We start from the raw sequence: 19,673 nt of genomic DNA, 5'->3' as shown, positions 1-19,673 counted from the left end.
GACGTGAGCGAGGCGCCCCCACGCAAGATTATCCACGTCGACATGGACGCCTTCTACGCGTCGGTCGAACAACGCGACGACCCCGCCTTGCGCGGACGGCCCGTGGTCGTCGCCTGGCGCGGCGCGCGCTCGGTGGTCTGTGCCGCGAGTTACGAAGCGCGCAAGTTCGGCGTGCGTTCGGCCATGCCCGCGGTGCGCGCCGAGCGCCTGTGCCCGCAGGCGGTGTTCGTGCCGCCGGATTTCGCCCGCTACAAGGCCGTCTCGCGGCAGGTGCGCGAGATCTTCGCGCGGCATACCGACCTGATCGAACCGCTGTCGCTGGACGAGGCCTACCTCGATGTGACGCAACCCAAACACGACCTCGGCAGCGCGACTGCGATCGCCGAAGACATCCGCGCCGCGATCCGCGAGGAAACGCAGCTCACCGCATCGGCCGGTGTCGCGCCGAACAAGTTCCTGGCCAAGATCGCCAGCGACTGGAACAAGCCCGACGGCCTGTTCGTGCTGAAACCGGCGATGGTCGATGCCTTCGTCGCGCAACTGCCGGTGGGCCGCGTGCCCGGCGTGGGCAAGGTGATGGAACGCAAGCTCGCCGAACTCGGCATCGCCACCTGCGCAGATTTGCGCACGCACGGCGCAGACGAACTCGAACAGCGCTTCGGCCGCTGGGGCCGGCGCCTGCACGAACTCTCGCTGGGCATCGACGAACGCGCGGTGAGCAGCGAACGCCCGACCCTGCAGGTTTCGGCCGAGGACACCTTCGAACGCGACCTGCTGCTGGCCGAACTGGAACCGCACATCCGGCGCATGGCGGAAAAGGCCTGGGCCGGCTACCTGCGCGAACGCGAGGCGCACCCGCAACGCATCGCCCGCACCGTGGTGCTCAAGCTCAAGACCAGCGACTTCCGCACCCTCACCCGCAGCCTGACCCCGCCGGAACCGCCGGCCTCGCTCGAGGAATTCGCCGACATCGCCTGCGCCCTGCGCGAACGCGTCGACCTGCCCTCGCGCACCCGCTACCGCCTGGTCGGCGCGGGCCTCGCCGGCTTCGGCGACGGGGACGCACTGGCGCCGCGGGATTTGTTCGGCGCATACAATCCGGATTCGCTTCCAAGGAGCCGCTGATGTCGCTCGCCATCTCGAAAGTCCCGGTGCCGGTCAACGAACCGGTCAAGTCCTACGCGCCTGGTTCGCCCGAGCGCGCCAGCCTGCAGGCCAGGCTGAAGGAACTGTCCGCATCGAAAATCGACATGCCGCTGGTGATAGCCGGCAAGGACGTGCGCACCGGCCGGCTCGGCCAGGCGACGATGCCGCATCGGCACAAGCACGTACTGGGCGATTTCCACCAGGGCGGCGCGACCGAGGTGCGTTCGGCGATCGACGCCGCGTTGCGCGCGCAGAAGGATTGGGCGGCGTTGCCGTGGGAAGCGCGCGCCAGCGTGTTCCTCAAGGCCGCCGACCTGCTCGCCGGGCCCTACCGCGACACGCTCAACGCCGCGACCATGCTCGGCCAGAGCAAGACCTGCCACCAGGCCGAGATCGACAGCGCCTGCGAGCTGATCGATTTCTTCCGTTTCAACGTCGCGTTCTACGAACAGCTGCTGCGCGAACAGCCGCAGAGTTCGCCGGGCATGTGGAATCGGCTGGAACACCGGCCGTTGGAGGGCTTCGTGTTCGCAGTGTCGCCGTTCAACTTCACCTCCATCGCCGGCAACCTGCCGACCGCGCCGGCGTTGTGCGGCAACACCGTGGTGTGGAAGCCGGCAAGCACCGCGGTGTACAGCGCGCACTTCCTGATGCAGTTGTTCCGCGAGGCCGGCCTGCCGGATGGCGTGATCAACCTCGTCAGCGGCAGCGGTGGCGACGTCGGCGATCCGGTACTGAACGATCCGCACCTCGCCGGCATCCACTTCACCGGTTCGACCAAGGTGTTCCACCAGATGTGGCGCACCGTCGGCGGCAACATCGACAAGTACCGCGGCTATCCGCGCCTGGTCGGCGAAACCGGCGGCAAGGATTTCGTGATTGCGCACGCCAGCGCCGATCCGGTCGCGCTCGCCACCGCGCTGATACGCGGCGCGTTCGAATACCAGGGCCAGAAATGCTCGGCCGCGAGCCGCGCCTACATTCCCTCCAACCTGTGGCCGACGGTGCGCGATGCGCTGGCCGCGCAGGTCGAAGGCATCCGCATGGGCGATGTCGCCGATTTCTCGAACTTCATGGGCGCGGTGATCGACGGCGCCAGCTTCAGGACGCAGAAGGCGGCGATCGACGAAGCCAAGTCCGCCAGCGACGCCGAAATCCTCGTCGGTGGAACCTGTGACGACCGCGAAGGCTGGTTCGTGCGCCCGACGGTGATCGTCACCAAGAACCCGGCCTACCGGACGCTGTGCGAGGAATTGTTCGGGCCGGTGCTGACCGTGCACGTGTACGACGAAGCCAAGTGGCTGGAAACGCTCGACCTCGTCGATTCGACCAGCCCGTACGCGCTGACCGGCGCGGTGTTCGCGCAGGACCGCTACGCCATCGAACAGGGCCTGCAGCGGCTGCGCAACGCCGCCGGCAATTTCTACATCAACGACAAGCCGACCGGAGCGGTCGTCGGCCAGCAACCCTTCGGCGGCGCGCGCGCCTCGGGCACCAACGACAAGGCCGGATCGATCCTCAACCTGCTGCGCTGGATCAGCCCGCGCAGCATCAAGGAGACGTTCGTGCCGGCGACGGATTACCGCTATCCGTTCATGGGTTGAACGCGATGGCCGACATCGCGCCTGACGCGGGCTTGAGCCGCGCGCAACTCCGCACCCTCACGCTGGCCTCGCTCGGCGGCTCGCTGGAGTTCTACGACTTCGTCATCTTCGTGTTCTTCGCCGCGACGATGGGCCAGTTGTTCTTCCCGCCCGACCTGCCGGACTGGATGCGGCTGGTGCAGACCTTCGGCATCTTCGCCGCCGGCTACCTCGCGCGGCCGCTGGGCGGCGTGGTGATGGCGCACTTCGGCGACCTCACCGGGCGCAAGAAGATGTTCATGCTTAGCATCCTGCTGATGGCGATCCCGACGCTGCTGATGGGCCTGCTGCCGACCTATGCGCAAGTCGGCGTGCTCGCGCCGCTGCTGTTGCTCTTGCTGCGGGTGATGCAGGGCGCGGCCATCGGCGGCGAGGCCCCTGGCGCGTGGGTCTTCGTCAGCGAACACGTCTCGCCGCGGCACCGCAACCTCGCCTGCGGCGCGCTCTCGGCCGGGCTGTGCGCGGGGATTTTGATCGGCTCACTGGTCGCACGCGCGATCAACGCCGAATTCGACGAAGCGCAATTGCTGGCCTGGGGCTGGCGTGTGCCCTTCGTGATCGGCGGCGTGTTCGGCCTGCTGGCGATGTTCCTGCGGCGCAGGCTGCACGAAACCCCGGTGTTCGCCGAATTGCAGGCGCGCCGTGCGCTGGCCGCGGAATTGCCGCTCAAGTCGGTGCTGCGCGAACACGCCGGCGCGGTGCTGCTGGCGATGCTGTTGACCTGGCTGCTGACCGCCGCGGTGGTGGTCACGCTGCTGATGATGCCGACGTTGCTGCAGGGCATGGGCGTCACGCGCGAGGACGCGCTGGCCGGCAACACGCTGGCGATCTGCGCGACCATCGTCGCCAACCTCGTCGCCGGCTGGCTCGGCGACCGTTTCGGCGCCGGCCGCGTGCTCGTGTTGTGGAGCGCGTTGCTCGGGTTCGCATTCTGGTGGTTCTACGCGGCGGCCATGCACGGCGCGTATTCGCAATGGGCCTATGCCCTCGCCGGCTCTGCCGTGGGCCTGACCGCGTTGGTCCCGGCGATCGCGGTCGGCGGTTTCCCCGCGCCGGTGCGGTTTTCGGGGCTGTCGTTTTCCTACAACGTGGCTTACGCCATCGCAGGCGGACTCACGCCGGTACTGCTCAGCCTGGCGATGAAGGACAACCACGCCGCGCCGATGCACTACATCGCGGGCATGGCGGTGCTGGGCGTGGCGCTGGGATTGTTCGTGGCGTTGCGTCGCCCGGGTTCGGAGTCCTGACCGCTTCGCTCACACATCGAACGCGAGCAGGTCCAGCCCGGTCGCCGCGCGCACCACGCGGCGATACAGCAGGTTGCCGTTCGTGGCATTCGTCGACACCACCAGCGCGCGATGTCGCGCGGCATCGCCGATGGCGAAGGACTTGAAGATGCCGGCATTGCTGCCCGAGTGGTAAAACACCGGGCCGCGCGGCGTGGCTTCGAGGTTCCAGCCCAGGCCCTTGTCGGTCCAGCGCCCGGGCACATCGATCTGCTTGCGCAACATCGCGGCGCGCGTCTGCGGCCGCAACTCCCACGGTGCCGGTTCGGCATGCACCATCAGCGCCATGAAGCGCGCGTAATCCCGTACGGTGCAATGCAGGCTCGCCGCGGCGTCGGCGAGGATATCGACTGGCCAGTTCACCACGCCCGACTTCGCGTGCGTTTGCGCAAGCGGCAACGCGCGCTCGGCATCGGCATAGCGCCACGAGGACAGCGGCTTGCCCCACTGTCCGGCGACCGGCATCGCCGCGTCCCAGGCCTCGCGCAATCCCTGCGGGGGCTTCGCAGCATCCGCATCGCCAGGGATTCCATAGCCGCGCACCGAACGCGCCGCGATCTCCGCATCCCAACCGTAACTACTGTCGCGCATGCCAGCCGGATCGAACAGCAATCGCCGCATGGTCCGGTCGAGGCTTTCGCCGGTGACCGCTTCGACCACCAGTTGCAGCCAGACGAAGGCTTCGCCCGAATAGTCGATGCGCGTGCCCGGCGCGACCGCGGGTACGAGTTTTTCGTGCGCGGGATCCTTGCGCCAGTTCGGCAAGCCGGTCGAATGACGCAGCACGTCGCGAATGGTGATGCGGTCGATCCAAGGACTGTCGCCGAGGTAATCCGGCCGGCGGTAATGCACCAGCGGTTCGTCCAGCGAGAGTTTCCCGCGATCGACCAGTTGCAGCACCGCGTAGGCGAACGGCGGTTTGCTCATCGACGCGACTTCGAACAGGGTCCCGTCATCGACCGGCGTGCCGCGTTCGACATCGGCCAGGCCGAAGCCGCGCGACCACGCCAGCTTTCCCGCTTCGACCACCGCGATGCCCATGCCGGGCACACCCAGCGCCTGCATCTGCCGCGGAAGGTCCTGCAGCAGTTCGGGCGAGGGAATCCAGTCGGCATCCGGATCTATCCGCGGCGCCGGCCATGCACCCCGCGGCAGCAGCGCCGCGGTCGCGAGCCCGAGCCCGGAGGCAAGCAACTTGCGCCGGGAAGGCGACACCAGGGGAATCGATGGCATGCGCCGCATTCCAGTCTCTCCGTGGCCTTGCATCAAGCGTGACGCTTCAGGCGCGATAATCCCCCTCGCCTTCCGTGGCCGACGCATGACGACGATCCCCGACAACGATCCGAAACCGCAACCACCGGAGAAACCGCTCCCGGCGGAATGCTGCGAAAGCGGCTGCGAGGTCTGCGTGTACGACGTGTATGCCGATCAGCTGGAAGCCTACGAACAGGCGCTGGCGGCGTGGAAGGCACGGCATCCGGAGGATATGGCCAGCAGTTGACCGGCTTTCAGGTGAGGGGCAGGATGAAATTATCGCCTCGGACTTGAGGTGTAGCTGTAGCTAGGTGCGCACTTGATGCAGTCGGTACTTCAATCTTGGGCGGGTCTTGCAAGTCACTTCATCGGCGAGTGTTTCGATCACTCAAAGCCTTACATTGACAGAGATTTTAAAGGCTTAGATCCACTTGTACGCTTTGTATCAGCCCAACTTTACATTGATTGCCACCTTTCAAGCGAGAGCGTTCTTTTACTCATTCTTAATCAGAAGGAATGGGATGCCGATCTAGTCGCAAGATCCGTTTTGGAAGGATCAATCAAGCTTGTATACATGCTGCATGGAGGGTCGGATCAGCAACTGCGAAAAGCTGACGAATTCTGGAACGTACTGCCCCTATTCTCTTCAATCCGACATAGCGAGAGGATTCACCGGCTACTTGGCGCACTTAACAATCCAGGCGACCCACAGTGGATCCCATTCCACGACATGCTCATGACAGACGAGCAAATCTCAGAGATTCACGCTAGATTTTCATCAAAGGATCGTAAGAAGCTAGAGGAAGCATGGTCCTTTGCTGGAATATCTAAATGGCTTTCCGAGTCTCAAGAGCCGGGCCTTCAGAAGCTAGCTAACCTAGCACATGGATACGGCATGAGCAGTCACCTACTCCATAAAGATGCTGACGGCGTAGGAATGGTCTGGGAACGCTACAGTCGAGCACCTGAAGCGCATGACGCCGTAAAACTAGGGCACTCTGCGAGAGTTGTGTCTGATATCTGTTCATTCGCACAACTTAGGCTCATGTCTTTACTACGAGCCTCAGGACAAAAGACAGAAATCTTTTCATATCTTGAGAAAAAGTATCGCCTGCCTTTGTTCGACGAACTGAGTAAGGCTAGTGCCAACTTCACAAAGACAGAATATGGGGCACGTACCTAAAAATTCGTTCAAACCGAACCAGCATCGTAGCGACCTAACTCCGAAGACTGGAAATTCTTCTTGATCGAGAGGTAACGAAAAAACCCGGCTTTCGCCGGGTTTTTCGTATCGCGTCGATGGAGCGGGCGGATCACTCCGCGGTGACGCCCTCGCCTTCCTCGACCGCCTTCATCGACAGGCGGATGCGGCCCTGCTTGTCGACTTCCAGCACCTTGACCTTCACCACGTCGCCTTCCTTCAGCTTGTCGCTGACCTTCTCGACGCGCTCGTTGGAGATCTGCGACACGTGCACCAGTCCGTCCTTGCCCGGCAGGATGGTCACGAACGCGCCGAAATCCATCAGCTTCACCACCTTGCCTTCGTAGATCCGGCCCGGCTCAACGTCCGAGGTGATCTGCTCGATGCGCGCCTTCGCGGCCTGCGCGGCGGCGGCATTCACCGAAGCGATGACGATGGTGCCGTCGTCCTGGATGTCGATCTGCGTACCGGTTTCCTTGGTGATCGCCTGGATCGTCGAACCGCCCTTGCCGATCACTTCGCGGATCTTGTCCGGGTGGATCTTGATCGTCAGCAGGCGCGGCGCGTACTCGCTCAGCTCCTCGCGCGGCGTGGTGATCGCCTTCGCCATCTCGCCGAGGATGTGCATGCGGCCCTGCTTCGCCTGCGCGAGCGCGACCTTCATGATTTCCTCGGTGATGCCCTGGATCTTGATGTCCATCTGCAGCGCGGTGACGCCGTTCGAGGAACCGGCCACCTTGAAATCCATGTCGCCGAGATGGTCTTCGTCGCCGAGGATGTCGGAGAGCACCACGTACTTGTCGTCTTCCTTCACCAGGCCCATCGCGATGCCCGCGACCGGCGCCTTCACCGGCACGCCCGCGTCCATCAGCGCCAGCGAGGAACCGCAGACCGAAGCCATCGACGAGGAACCGTTCGACTCGGTGATTTCCGACACGACGCGAATCGTGTACGGGAACGACTCCATCGACGGCATCGTCGCCAGCACGCCGCGCTTGGCGAGGCGGCCGTGGCCGATCTCGCGGCGCTTGGGCGCGCCGAAGCGGCCGGTTTCGCCGACGGAGTACGGCGGGAAGTTGTAGTGGAACAGGAAGTGTTCCTTCCACTCGCCGGCGACGTCGTCCATGATCTGGCCGTCGCGCGCAGTGCCGAGCGTGGTCACGACCAGCGCCTGGGTCTCGCCGCGGGTGAACAGCGCCGAACCGTGCACGCGCGGCAGCACGCCGACCTTGCAGGTGATCGCGCGCACGTCGTCGAGCTTGCGGCCGTCGATGCGGACCTTGGTGTCGAGCACCGAGCCGCGCATGGTCTGGTATTCGAGCTCGCCGAATTCCTTGGACATCTCGCCCGCGTTCCAGCCTTCGGATTCGGCGCGACCAGCGAGGCCAGCCATCACGTCCTTCTTGATCGCGGAAATCGCGTCGCGGCGCTGCAGCTTGTCGCGCACCTGGAAGGCGCTGGCGAGCTGGCTACCGACGGCTTCCTTCAGCGCGGCGATCATGGCCGCGTTCTTCGCCGGGGCTTCCCACGTCGACGGCTTGGTGCCGGCTTCGGTGACGAGCTCGTTGATCGCGTTGATCGCGACCTGCATGTGCTTGTGGCCGAACATCACCGCGCCGAGCATCACGTCCTCGGACAGTTCCTTGGCTTCGGATTCGACCATCAGCACCGCGTTCGAGGTGCCGGCGACGACCAGTTGCAGTTCGGAATCCTTGAGCTCGCTGACGTCGGGGTTCAGCACGTACTCGCCGTTCCTGTAGCCGACCTTCGCGGCGCCGATCGGGCCCTGGAACGGGGTGCCGCACAGCGCCAGCGCGGCGGAGGCGCCGAGCAGTGCCGGGATGTCGCCTTCCACTTCCGGGTTCAGCGACACCAGCGTCGCGATGATCTGGACTTCGTTCTTGTAGTCCTCGGGGAACAGCGGGCGGATCGGGCGATCGATCAGGCGGCTGATCAGGGTTTCCTTCTCGGTCGGGCGACCCTCGCGCTTGAAGAAGCCGCCGGGGATGCGGCCGCCGGCGTAGAACTTCTCCTGGTAGTCGACGGTGAGCGGGAAGAAGTCCTGGCCTTCGCGCGCGGACTTGGCCGCGACCGCGCTGACCAGCACTTCGGTGCCGTCGACCTTGACCAGCACGGCGCCGCCGGCCTGGCGTGCGATTTCGCCGGTTTCCAGGGTGACCTGGTGCTTGCCGTACTGGAAGGTTTTGCTGATTTTCGCCACGAGTGGTGTTTCCTTTCTGGTCTTGCGATGAACCGCCGCGGGCCCTTGCCCGCCGCGGGCGCCGGCGCCATCGCCGGACTGTTTGTGCTTGCCTGAAACGAAACTGCGGCGCATCTCTGCGCCGCAGTCGGGTGTTGGGTCAGCGGCGGAGGCCGAGCTTCTCGATCAGCGCCTTGTAGCGCTCGGCATCCTTGCGGTGCAGGTAGTCGAGCAGGCTACGGCGCTGGTTGACCATCTTCAGCAGGCCGCGCCGGCTGTGGTGGTCCTGCTTGTGGGTCTTGAAGTGCTCGGTCAGCGAGCTGATGCGCGCGCTGAGCAGGGCGACCTGGACTTCGGGCGAACCGGTGTCGTTGGCGCCGCGCTTGTTGTCTTCGATGATCTTGCCGGTATCGATGGTCATGCGTTTTTCTCGGTAGATGCGGAACCTGCAGACGCGCCGCGGTCCAATCCGACAGGATGACGACCGGGCGGCGCACCACGTGGTCCGCCGTGAACTCAGGGTGGGTTTGCCGTTTTCGCGGCGCGCGAATTGTACCGGCGAATCCTTTTGCGGACAAGGCGTTAGCCGTTCGCGGCAGCCGTCTCCGGGCCGGCGCAGGCCCAGGAAAACATGCGCTTCGGGCGCAGGCTGAAGCCGGCATCAAGCTGGCCGAGGCCGAGCGCCCGGCCGTGATGGTCGAGGATGGCCACCTCCCCAGCCGGGCCCTGAACCTGCGCCACCGCCTGCCCGCGCCCCAGCCGCGCGGCCTGGGCCGGCGCGACCACGACTTCGGGCCAAGCCACCATGCCGCTCTCGATCGGCAGCAGGCAGGCGTCCAGCGCGTGCTGGCCGCCGCGCCCGGCCAGTTCCTGCAGGGCCTCGATGGTCCACATCTTGGGTTCGCGGAACGGATCCACCCACAGCCGGCGCAGTTCGGCCACGTGCGCGCCGCAGCCCAGCGCCTCGCCGAGGTCGCGGACCAGGCTGCGCACATAGGTGCCGGAACCGCATTCCACGTGCAGGCGCAGCAGCGGTTCGCCGCCATCGAGCAGGTCCGCCGCCGATTGCAATTCGAACGCGTGCACGTCGATGCTGCGTTCCTCGACCTCGATGGTTTCGCCGCGCCGCGCCTTGGCGTACAGCGGTTCGCCGCCGCGCTTGAGCGCCGAATACACCGGCGGTCGCTGCCGGATGCGGCCGACGAACTTGCGCAGCGCCGCGTCGATGTCGTCGATGGCCAGCGCCGGCACCGGGCGTTCGCGCAAGGGTTGTCCTTCCGCATCGTCGGTGTCGGTGACGATGCCGAGCCGGGCCACGGTGTCGTAAGCCTTGCGCGCACCAAGCAGCCCGCCGGCGATCTTGGTCGCTTCGCCGAAGCACACCGGCAACAGGCCGGTGGCGAGCGGATCGAGGCTGCCGGTATGCCCGGCCTTGTCGGCCTCGAACAGGTGGCGCACGCGCTGCAGCGCCTGGTTCGAGGACAGCCCGCGCGGCTTGTCGAGCAACAGGATGCCGTCGAGCTTGCGGAAGCGTTTGCGCGGTTTGCTCACGGCGGCGATTGTAGGGCAACGACGCCGCATGGACGCCGCGCGGGATTACCCTGCGCGTGACGCATCATCCGGAACGACCGCGATGCCCGAACCACACGCCCATGCCACGCGCTGGACCCTCGACGCGACGCTCGCCTCGCTGCCCCTGCCTGCCACCGCGAAATGGCCGGATGGCGTGTTCGACATCGAGGTCTTCGCGCGCTCCGGCACCAGCCTCGAATTGTTCGCGCCGCGCGGCGAAGACCGGCAGACGCCGCACGCCCAGGACGAGTTCTATATCGTCGTCGCCGGCGAGGCCGAACTGCACGTGCGCGAAGCCGACGGCAGCATGCGCGTGCTGCCGGCGCGGCCCGGCGATGCGCTGTTCGTCGCGGCCGGCGTCGAACACCGTTTCCACGCGATCTCGGGCGATTTCGCCGCCTGGGTCGTGTTCTTCCCACGGGAGTCCGCATGAACGCGATGCACGCCATCCTCGCCGCGACCGCGATGTGCGCGGCGCCTTTCGTCGCCGGCGCAAGCGATGCCGACCCGCACGCGTCTGTGCCGGCGGACCTGCGCCAGGCCGCCGCGGATTTCGACCGCGCGCAATTGCACAGCGACGCCACGGAATTGCAGCGCCTGCTCGCCGACGACTACGTGCTCTACAACAGCTCCGGAAAGGTCGAAAACAAGGCCGATTTCATCCGCGACTACGCCGGGATGAAGCTGCAACCGTTCACGGTGGAGGACGAGACCATCCGCGTCTTCGGCGACGCCGCGGTGCTCGCCGGCGTGGCGACGCTGGGCGGCACCGACATCGCGTCGGGCGAGGCGTTTTCGGTGCGGTTGCGCTTCGCCGACGTGTGGCGCAAGCGCGACGGGCGTTGGCAGGTGGCGTTCACCCAGGCCACGCGCGCGGCGTCGCCCTGACGCGGGATCAGTCGTCGGCCGCGCCGACGTCGCGCAGCAGGTTGTCGATGCGCTCGCCGCGATCGACCGAATCGTCGTACTGGAAATGCAGCTCCGGCACGTGCCGCATCTTCACCGCGCGCGCGAGGCGGAAGCGGATCTCGCCCGCGTTCGCCTTCAATCCCTTCAGCGCTTCGGCGGCGCGTTCGCCCTGCAAGGCCGTGACGAAGACCTTGGCGTGGGCGAGGTCGCGGGTGACTTCGACGTCGGACACGCTGACCGAAGGCAAGGCGTGCTCGGCCACGGCCTCGCGCACCAGCGTGCCCAGCTCGCGACGGAGCTGGGCGGCAATGCGGTCGGTGCGGTGGAAGGATTTCTGCGCCATCGCGGTTACAGCGTGCGCTGGACCTCGATGCGCTCGAAGCATTCGATCTGGTCGCCAGGCTGCACGTCGTTGTAGGCCTTGACGCCGATGCCGCACTCGGTGTTCTCGCGGACTTCGTCCACGTTCTCCTTGAAGCGGCGCAGCGATTCCAGTTCGCCTTCGAACACCACCACGCTATCGCGCAGCACGCGGATCGGGCGGTTTTTCTTGACCACGCCCTCGACCACCATGCAGCCGGCGACCGCGCCGAACTTGGAGCTGCGGAACACGTCGCGCACCTCAGCGATGCCGATGATCTCCTCGCGGATCTCCTTGCCGAGCACGTTCGACGCGACCTGCTTCACCTGGTCGATGACGTCGTAGATGATCGAGAAGTAGCGCAGGTCGAGCCCGTTTGACTCGATCACCTTGCGCGCGGAGGCGTCGGCGCGCACGTTGAAGCCGATGATCGTGGCCTTGGCGGTGGCCGCGGCGTTGGCATCGGATTCGGTGATGCCGCCCACGCCGGACACGATGACGTTGATGCGGATCTGGTCGTTCGACAACCCGACCAGCGCCTCGCGCAATGCCTGCACCGAACCCTGCACGTCGGCCTTGACCACGAGGTTCAGCGACTGCTGCGCGGCACCCTCGCCCATCTGCGCCATGATGTCTTCCATGCGGTTGCCCGCCTTGGCGACGAGGCGCGATTCGCGGCGCTTGGCGTCGCGCTGCTGCGCGACGTCCTTGGCCAAGCGTTCGTCGGCGACCACGACGAAGTCGTCGCCCGCGTCGGGCACGCCCGAGAGGCCGAGCAACTGCACCGGAATCGACGGGCCAGCCTCTTCCACCTGCTGGCCGTTCTCGTCGAACAGCGCGCGCACGCGGCCGTACTGGATGCCGCAGACCAAGTAGTCGCCGCGATGCAGCGTGCCTTGCTGCACCAGCACCGTCGCGACCGGACCGCGGCCCTTGTCGAGCGCGGATTCGATCACCACGCCGGTGGCGCGGCTGTCGCGCACTGCCTTCAGTTCCAGCACTTCGGCCTGCAGGTTGATCGCGTCGAGCAGGTTGTCGACGCCCTGCCCGGTCTTCGCCGACAGTTCGACCATCTGCGTGTCGCCGCCGAAATCCTCGGCCACGACGTCGTGCGCGAGCAATTCGTTCTTGACCCGCGACGGATCCGCGTCGGACTTGTCGATCTTGTTGATCGCCACGATCAGCGGCACGCCGGCCGCCTTCGCGTGCTGCACCGCCTCGACGGTCTGTGGCATCACGCCGTCGTCGGCGGCGACCACCAGCACCACGATGTCGGTGAGCTTCGCGCCGCGCGCGCGCATCTGGGTGAACGCGGCGTGGCCCGGGGTATCGAGGAAGCTGATCGTGCCCTTCGGCGTTTCGACGTGGTAGGCGCCGATGTGCTGGGTGATGCCGCCGGCTTCGCCGGAAGCGACCTTGGTGCTGCGGATGTAGTCGAGCAGCGAGGTTTTGCCGTGGTCGACGTGGCCCATGATGGTGACCACCGGCGGGCGCGCATCGCCATCGCCCTGCGCCTCGCCGGCCAGCGCCAGCAGTTCGCTCTCGGCGTCGTCGGCGGTGGCGCGCACCGCGTTGTGGCCGAGCTCCTCGGTGACCAGCACCGCGGTGTCGTGGTCGATGCTCTGGGTGATGGTCGCCATCACGCCCATCTTGAACAGCGCCTTCACCACGTCGCCGCCCTTGAGCGCGAGCTTCGAGGCGAGGTCGGCGACGGTGATGGTGTCCCCGATCGCCACTTCGCGCACGACCGGCGCGGTCGGGCGGTTGAACCCGGTGCCGGTGCGGCTCTGGTCGACCTGGCGGCGCGGCCTGGACTTGCCGCGGGTGCTGCTGGTGCGGCGCGCGCGCTCGGCCGCGGACAGGTGCAACTGCCCGGCGAAGCGCGCGGTGTTGTCGTCGTCCTCGACGCTGGCGACCATCACGTGCGAACCGCGGTTGCCCTTGTGCTTCGGACCCAGGCGATCGTCGGTGCGCGGCGCGGCAGGCTTCGGATGGCCATGGCCGTGGCCGTGGTGGCCGCCCGCCTTGCGCGCGCCGCCTTCCTCATCGGTCCCTGCCGCCGCGGCGGCGAGTTCGGCTTCGGCGCGCAGGCGCGCGGCTTCTTCCTCGGCGCGGCGGCGCTGCTCGGCGGCATCTTCCGCGCGCTGCTTGTCCTGTTCGGCCAGGCGCTGCTGCTCGCTGAGGTTGCGCTGCCTGGAATCCTCGAGCTTGCGCAGGATCTCCGCGCGCTCGTCGTCCGCCGGCGCCTGTTCCGCGGCCCCGGCCGCCGCTGGCGACTTGACCAAGGTGACGCGCTTGCGCACGACCACGTCCACGGTCTGCTTGTTCTTGCCGCCGCCGACGGTCAGTTCCTGCTTGCGGCTACGGTTGAGCGTGATCTTCTTCGGCGCCGTCGATTCCTCGGCGGGCTGCTCGGCCTTGCCGTGGGTACGGCGCAGGAAGCCGAGGAGCTTGACCTTCTCGGTGCTGGTGACGACCTGGTCGGGGTCGTTGAAGGACATGCCGGCTTCCGCCAGTTGTTCCAGCAACTTGTCGACCGGCGTGTTGACCAGCGCTGCGAGCTTGCGGATGGTGGTCTGCTGCGACATTCGGTTTCCGTTTCCTGTGAGTCCATTGTAGGACGGGTTGCGACCCGCCACCTTGCGATCCCGCCGGCGACACTCGGCGGGCCAAGGCCCGCCCTACGTCGCGGCGCTCACGACTCCCGCTCGAGGCGCGCGATTTCCTCGGCGCGCGCGGCAAGGATCAGCGCGGCGGCGCGCGCTTCGTCCAGGCCCTCGATGCCGAATTCCGCGATTTCGTCCGCGCCCAGGTCGGAGAGTTCCTCGCTGGTGCGAACGCCATTCCCGGCCAGCGCGTACGCGGTCTCGTCGTCCATGCCCTCGAGCGCGAGCAGGTCTTCGGCCGGCGCGTTCTCGTCGAGCTCTTCCTCGACCGCGAGTGCGTCGTTGAGCAGCGCATCGCGGGCGCGGGCGCGCAGCTCCTCGACGATGTCCTCGTCGAAGCCCTCGACCGCCAGCAATTCGCCGACCGGCACGTAGGCGATTTCCTCGACCGTGCTGAAACCCTCGGCGACCAGGATGCCGGCGATTTCCTCGTCGACCTCGAGCTTGTCCATGAACAGGGCGCGCGCCTTGAGCTGCTCGGCTTCGCTCTTGGCCTGCACCTGGTCGGCGGTCATCACGTTGAGTTGCCAGCCGGTGAGGCGGCTGGCGAGACGCACGTTCTGGCCGCCCTTGCCGATCGCCTTCGCCAGTTGGTCCTCGGCGACGGCGAGGTCCATCGAATGCTTGTCCTCGTCGACGACGATGGACTGCACCTCGGCCGGCGCCATCGCGTTGATCACGAACTGCGCCGGGTTGTCGCTCCACAGGATGATGTCGACGCGTTCGCCGTTGAGCTCGTTCGACACCGCCTGCACGCGCGAGCCGCGCATGCCGATGCAGGCGCCGATGGGATCGGTGCGGTTGTCGTGCGCGAGCACCGCGATCTTGGCGCGGTCGCCCGGGTCGCGGGCACAGGCCATGATCGAGACCAGGCCCTGGCCGACTTCCGGCACCTCGAGCTTGAACAGTTCCATCATGAATTCGGGTGCGGCGCGGCTGATGAACAGCTGCGGGCCGCGTGGTTCGCTGCGCACGTCGAACAGGTAGCCGCGGACGCGGTCGCCGGCGCGCAGCACGTCGCGCGGGATGCCCTTGTCCTTGGGGATGAAGCCTTCGGCGTTGCCGCCGAGGTCGACGTAGATGTTGCCGCGCTCGGCGCGCTTGACCGCGCCGGTGATCAGCTCGCCGACGCGATCCTTCCACGCGTCCACGACCTGCTGGCGCTCGGCCTCGCGCACGCGCTGCACGATCACCTGCTTGGCGGCCTGCGCGGCGATGCGCCCGAAGTCCGGGTTCTCGATGCCTTCCTCGATGAAATCGCCGACCTCGACGTCCTCGCTTTCGTCGAGCGCGTCCATCAGGCGGATCTGGCGGTCCGGCGACTCCATCACCACGTCGTCGGCGACGACTTCCCAGCGGCGGAAGGTTTCGTAGCTGCCGTCCTTGGGATCGATGGCCACGCGCACCAGCACGTCCTGGTCGACGTAGCGCTTCTTCGCGGCCGAGGCCAGCGCGGCCTCGATGGCCTCGAGGATCACTGATTCCGGCACGCCCTTTTCGGCCGCGACCGCATCGACGACGAGGAGAAGTTCCTTGCTCATTTCCCGTTACTCCGCAACTGGCGGCTTCTTCGCCGCCGACTTGTTGGTTGGATGCTTCTGCGCGGGCTTTCGACCCGCCGGCTTTCGATCAGCCTGTTTTTTCTGCTTGCCCGGCCGCGCATCACGCCCGGATTTGTCCACGGCCGGGGCCAGGCCCAATGCCACCCAGTCCGGCACCAGCTTCGCCTTGTCGATGTTGTCGACCGCGACGACGAGTTCCTTGCCGTCGACGTCGAACGCCACGTCGCCGCCGTCCACGCGCAGGATCCTGCCCTGCAGGCGTCGGCGACCGTCCTGCGGCAGCTTCAGCGCGACCTTGGCGGTCTCGCCGGCGAAGCGCGCGAACTGCGCGGCGCCGAACAGCGGGCGTTCCAGCCCGGGCGAGGACACTTCCAGCGTGTAATTGCCGCTGATCGGGTCGGCGACATCGAGCTGCGCCGAAACTTCGCGGCTCACGCGTTCGCAATCCTCGATGCCGACGGTGCGTTCGCCCGCTTCCGATTCCGGAACGTCGATGTACAGGCGCAGCACCGCGCCGCCCGGCGCGGGCAGGTATTCGGCGCCGAGCAGTTCGAGCCCGAGGGCCCGCACCGTTGGTGCCAGCAACGCGGCGATTTCGCCAGCCTTGTCCATCGATTTGCGAATGAAACTCCAGGAACGACAAAGGGCCCATTGGGCCCTTGTCCGATGACGCTGGATGCGAAACCCGGGAACAGCGGATTTCGCGAGCCCACTCCTGCGATCAACCCGTCCAGGCGTCCAAAGCAGAAGGTGGTAGCGGGGGCAGGATTTGAACCTGCGACCTTCGGGTTATGAGCCCGACGAGCTGCCAGACTGCTCCACCCCGCAGCAGAGACGCGGGATTATGGTGATCGGACCAGTTCTTTGCAAGCCGTTTACGTGAACGATCGCAGGCACCACGCCATCAGCGGGTTCCAGAACAGGCCGAGCACCAGCAGCGCGAGCGCGTTCACCGCCAGCGCCAGCCGCACCGGACGGTCGCTGCGCGGCGCCGGTGCGCCTTCCGGCGGCGGGTCGAAGTACATGGCCTTGACCACGCGCAGGTAGTAGAAGCAGCCGATCACCGCGAACACGATGCCGACGATCGCCAGCCACATCAGGTCGCCCTGGATGGTCGCGCGCAGTACCGCGAGCTTGGCCCAGAAACCGAGGAACGGCGGGATGCCGGCCATCGAGAACATCACGCACAGCACCAGCCCGGCCAGCCACGGGTCGCGCTGGTTGAGGCCCTTGAAGTCATCGATGCGATCGGCCTCGAAGCCGCGGCTCGACATCGCGATGATCGCGCCGAACGCGGCCGCGGACATGATCGCGTAGACGATCACGTAGAACATAGCCGCGGCGTAACCCTGCGCATTGCCGCCGGCGAGGCCGAGGAACACGAAGCCGATGTGCGAGACGGCGGAATACGCCAGCATGCGCTTGAGGTTGGCCTGCATCAGCGCGACCAGGTTGCCGACCACCAGCGAGGCCGCGGCCAGTCCCGCGAGCAGCAATCGCCAGTGGTCGTCGAGCGGACCGACGCCGTTCTCGAGCAGGCGGAAGGCGAGCGCGAACGAGGCCAGTTCCGGCGCCGAGCCGAGGAACAGCGTGATCGGGGTCGGCGCGCCCTGGTAGGTATCGGGCACCCACATGTGGAACGGCGCGGCGCCGAACTTGAACGCGATGCCGGCGATCATGAATACCGTGCCGGCCAGCAGCAGCCCCGGTTCCGACGAACCGGCGACCGCGGCGCGCAGCGTGGCGAGGTCGAGCGTGCCGGTCGCGCCGTACAGCAGCGACATGCCGTACAGGAGCAGGCCCGAGGCCAGCGAGCCGAGCACGAAATACTTCATCGCCGCTTCGGAGGCGAGCGGGTTGTCGCGGTCGATCGCGACCAGCGCGTACGAGGACAGCGCCAGCATCTCCAGCCCGAGGTAGACCATCACCAGGCTTCCGGCGGACACCAGCAGCATCATGCCGAGCGTGGCGAACAGCATCATCACCGCGACTTCGCCCTTGAGCAGGCCGCGTTCGCGCAGGTACGGCCAGGCATAGACCAGGGCGAGTGCGACCAGCACGCAGGCACCGGCGTTGAGCACGTCGGACATCGTGTCGCGGACGAACATCCCGGACAGCACCGTGCCCTGCCCGCCGATGCCGGCGAACGACATCCATGCGACCACCAGCAGCAACGCGATCGCGCCCACCCAGGTGATCGCGCGGCGCGCGTCGTCCAGGAACAGGTCCAGCATCAGCAGCGCGAACGCGCCGGCGACCAGCACGAGCTCCGGCAGCAGCGGCAGCAGATCGGCGGCGGTTGGCATCGGCAGCATGCGGCGTCTTCCCGGGATTCGTCAGAGCTTGGTCGCGGCCAACTGGCCGACGAGCTGGGCGATGGAGGGTTCCATCAGGTCGGTGAGCGGCTTGGGCCAGATGCCGATCAGCAGCACGCCGGCGGCGAACATGCCGAGCACGATCCATTCGCGAAGGTTCATGTCCGGCATCGTCGCGACCGCCGGGTTGGTGACTTCGCCCCAGATCACGCGCTTGGTCAGCCACAGGGTGTAGCCGGCGCCGGTGATCAACGTGGTCGCGGCGGCGAACGCGATCAGCGGGTGCTGCTGGAACGAGGACAGGATGACCATGAACTCGCCGACGAAGCCGCTGGTGCCCGGCAGGCCGGAATTGGCCATCGCGAACAGCACCCAGAACAGCGCGAACCACGGCATGACGTTCGCCACGCCGCCGTAGTCGCGGATCATGCGCGTGTGCAGGCGGTCGTAGAGCACGCCGACGCAGGAGAACATCGCGCCGGAGACGAAGCCATGCGAGATCATCTGCACCATCGCGCCCTGCATGCCCAGTTGCGCGCCATCGGCGTTGCCGGCGTCGCGCACCAGCGCCACCGCGACGAACACGCCGAGGGTGACGAAACCCATGTGCGCGACCGACGAATACGCGATCAGCTTCTTCATGTCGTCCTGCACCAGGGCGACGAGGGCGACGTAGACGATCGCGATGATCGACAGCGCGATCACCAGCCAGGCGTACTCGTGGCTTGCGTCCGGCAGGATCGGCAGGCTGAAGCGCAGGAAGCCGTATCCGCCGATCTTCAGCATGATCGCGGCCAGGATCACCGAGCCCGCGGTCGGCGCCTCGACGTGCGCGTCCGGCAACCAGGTGTGCACCGGGAACATCGGCACCTTCACCGCGAACGCGATCAGGAACGCGAAGAACAGCCACGCCTGTTCGGGCATGGTCAACGGCATCGAAGCCATGTCCGCGAGCTGCCAGCTACCGCCCTTCAGGTACAGCCAGATCAACCCGACCAGCATGAACACCGAGCCGAGGAAGGTGTACAGGAAGAACTTGAGCGAGGCGTAGACGCGGCGCGGGCCGCCCCACACGCCGATGATCACGAACATCGGGATCAGCATCGCCTCGAAGAACACGTAGAACAGCAGCGCGTCCATCGCGCAGAACACGCCGATCATCAGGCCTTCGAGCAGCAGGAACGCGGCGTAGTACTGGCTCACGCGCTTGTCCACGCCCCACGCGCCGATCAATGCGAGCACGGTGGTCAGCGTCGTGAGCGCGATCAGCGCGATCGAGATGCCGTCGGCGCCGAGGTGGTAGCGGATGTCGTAGGCCGGGATCCACGCATGCTGTTCGACGAACTGCATGCCGGCGTTGGCGTGGTCGAACCCGGTCAGCAGCGGCACGCTCAGCGCCAGCGTCGCCACGGCGAAGGCCAGGCCCAGCCAGCGCGCCATGTCCGCGCGCGCATTGCCGAGCAGCAGGCAGCATGCGCCGCCGAGGATCGGCAGCCATACCAGCAGGCTCAGCAACGGGAAGGTCGAGGGCTCGGTCACGGGCTGGGGTTCCTGTCGA

Annotated in this window: 16 protein-coding genes, 1 tRNA gene and 2 pseudogenes; 7 read left to right on the top strand and 12 right to left on the bottom strand. The window is 66.6% G+C overall.

Going from position 1 to position 19,673, the window contains the following annotated elements; translation table 11 throughout:
• Positions 1-3: 3 nt before the first annotated feature.
• From dinB to FNZ56_RS02095, 3 genes are read left to right on the top strand one after another with little or no spacing between them, the layout of a single operon-like run.
• Positions 4-1,125 (top strand): DNA polymerase IV, encoded by a 1,122-nt coding sequence (dinB, locus tag FNZ56_RS02105; RefSeq protein ID WP_281286182.1) that lies wholly within the window; start codon positions 4-6, stop codon positions 1,123-1,125.
• Positions 1,125-2,750, top strand: a complete 1,626-nt coding sequence (gene pruA / locus FNZ56_RS02100) for an L-glutamate gamma-semialdehyde dehydrogenase (protein ID WP_143878265.1) — start codon at positions 1,125-1,127, stop codon at positions 2,748-2,750. Before dinB ends, pruA begins: the two co-directional genes overlap by 1 nt.
• Positions 2,751-2,755: 5 nt before the next feature.
• Entirely contained in the window at positions 2,756-4,036 is a 1,281-nt protein-coding gene (locus tag FNZ56_RS02095; RefSeq protein WP_143878264.1) for an MFS transporter, read from the top strand.
• Between the two features lie 9 nt (positions 4,037-4,045).
• Here FNZ56_RS02095 and FNZ56_RS02090 read toward each other — a convergent pair whose 3' ends face one another.
• Positions 4,046-5,308: a serine hydrolase domain-containing protein gene (locus FNZ56_RS02090; protein WP_221933313.1), complete on the bottom strand. Its 1,263-nt coding sequence runs from the start codon at positions 5,306-5,308 to the stop codon at positions 4,046-4,048.
• An 85-nt stretch (positions 5,309-5,393) separates the two neighbouring features.
• On the opposite strand from FNZ56_RS02090, the gene FNZ56_RS02085 reads away from it, so the two are divergent.
• Both FNZ56_RS02085 and FNZ56_RS02080 read left to right on the top strand, forming a co-directional pair.
• Positions 5,394-5,576: an oxidoreductase-like domain-containing protein gene (locus FNZ56_RS02085; RefSeq protein ID WP_143878263.1), complete on the top strand. Its 183-nt coding sequence runs from the start codon at positions 5,394-5,396 to the stop codon at positions 5,574-5,576.
• Between the two features lie 75 nt (positions 5,577-5,651).
• Positions 5,652-6,512 carry a hypothetical protein gene (locus tag FNZ56_RS02080; protein WP_143878262.1) on the top strand — a complete coding sequence of 287 codons (861 nt, stop codon included), beginning with the start codon at positions 5,652-5,654 and terminating at the stop codon, positions 6,510-6,512.
• A 130-nt stretch (positions 6,513-6,642) separates the two neighbouring features.
• Here FNZ56_RS02080 and pnp read toward each other — a convergent pair whose 3' ends face one another.
• The 3 genes from pnp to truB form a co-directional block, all read right to left on the bottom strand.
• Positions 6,643-8,751, bottom strand: a complete 2,109-nt coding sequence (gene pnp, locus FNZ56_RS02075; protein ID WP_143878261.1) for a polyribonucleotide nucleotidyltransferase — start codon at positions 8,749-8,751, stop codon at positions 6,643-6,645.
• 139 nt (positions 8,752-8,890) lie between these two features.
• Positions 8,891-9,151 carry a 30S ribosomal protein S15 gene (rpsO, locus tag FNZ56_RS02070; protein WP_143878260.1) on the bottom strand — a complete coding sequence of 87 codons (261 nt, stop codon included), beginning with the start codon at positions 9,149-9,151 and terminating at the stop codon, positions 8,891-8,893.
• Positions 9,152-9,312: 161 nt separating this feature from the next.
• Positions 9,313-10,281 carry a tRNA pseudouridine(55) synthase TruB gene (gene truB / locus FNZ56_RS02065; protein WP_246064661.1) on the bottom strand — a complete coding sequence of 323 codons (969 nt, stop codon included), beginning with the start codon at positions 10,279-10,281 and terminating at the stop codon, positions 9,313-9,315.
• Positions 10,282-10,363: 82 nt separating this feature from the next.
• Here truB and FNZ56_RS02060 point away from each other — a divergent pair, with 82 nt between their 5' ends.
• Both FNZ56_RS02060 and FNZ56_RS02055 read left to right on the top strand, forming a co-directional pair.
• Entirely contained in the window at positions 10,364-10,735 is a 372-nt protein-coding gene (locus FNZ56_RS02060) for a cupin domain-containing protein (RefSeq protein ID WP_143878258.1), read from the top strand.
• Entirely contained in the window at positions 10,732-11,190 is a 459-nt protein-coding gene (locus FNZ56_RS02055) for a nuclear transport factor 2 family protein (protein ID WP_143878257.1), read from the top strand. Before FNZ56_RS02060 ends, FNZ56_RS02055 begins: the two co-directional genes overlap by 4 nt.
• A gap of 7 nt (positions 11,191-11,197) precedes the next feature.
• Here FNZ56_RS02055 and rbfA read toward each other — a convergent pair whose 3' ends face one another.
• From rbfA to FNZ56_RS02020, 8 genes and pseudogenes are all read right to left on the bottom strand, one after another.
• The gene (gene rbfA / locus FNZ56_RS02050) at positions 11,198-11,554 is read right to left on the bottom strand and encodes a 30S ribosome-binding factor RbfA (RefSeq protein ID WP_143878256.1); all 357 of its coding nucleotides are present in this window, start codon (positions 11,552-11,554) and stop codon (positions 11,198-11,200) included.
• Between the two features lie 5 nt (positions 11,555-11,559).
• A pseudogene (gene infB, locus FNZ56_RS02045) lies at positions 11,560-13,560 on the bottom strand (translation initiation factor IF-2); the annotation flags it as partial.
• Between the two features lie 87 nt (positions 13,561-13,647).
• Positions 13,648-14,160, bottom strand: a pseudogene (locus tag FNZ56_RS13055) (translation initiation factor IF-2); the annotation flags it as partial.
• 107 nt (positions 14,161-14,267) lie between these two features.
• Complete coding sequence (gene nusA, locus FNZ56_RS02040) at positions 14,268-15,779, bottom strand: transcription termination factor NusA (protein WP_143878254.1); 1,512 nt, start codon at positions 15,777-15,779, stop codon at positions 14,268-14,270.
• Positions 15,780-15,785: 6 nt separating this feature from the next.
• Complete coding sequence (gene rimP / locus FNZ56_RS02035) at positions 15,786-16,412, bottom strand: ribosome maturation factor RimP (RefSeq protein ID WP_143878253.1); 627 nt, start codon at positions 16,410-16,412, stop codon at positions 15,786-15,788.
• Positions 16,413-16,551: 139 nt separating this feature from the next.
• Positions 16,552-16,628: transfer RNA gene (locus FNZ56_RS02030), tRNA-Met, on the bottom strand.
• 47 nt (positions 16,629-16,675) lie between these two features.
• Positions 16,676-18,115 (bottom strand): NADH-quinone oxidoreductase subunit NuoN, encoded by a 1,440-nt coding sequence (nuoN, locus tag FNZ56_RS02025; RefSeq protein WP_143878252.1) that lies wholly within the window; start codon positions 18,113-18,115, stop codon positions 16,676-16,678.
• Positions 18,116-18,136: 21 nt separating this feature from the next.
• A complete protein-coding gene (locus tag FNZ56_RS02020) occupies positions 18,137-19,654 on the bottom strand; it encodes an NADH-quinone oxidoreductase subunit M (protein ID WP_143878251.1) in 1,518 nt (505 codons plus the stop codon).
• Between the last annotated feature and the right edge of the window lie 19 nt (positions 19,655-19,673).

Source organism: Lysobacter lycopersici, from assembly GCF_007556775.1.
Taxonomy (GTDB): domain Bacteria; phylum Pseudomonadota; class Gammaproteobacteria; order Xanthomonadales; family Xanthomonadaceae; genus Pseudoluteimonas; species Pseudoluteimonas lycopersici.
This window is presented reverse-complemented; position numbering and strand designations above follow the sequence as displayed.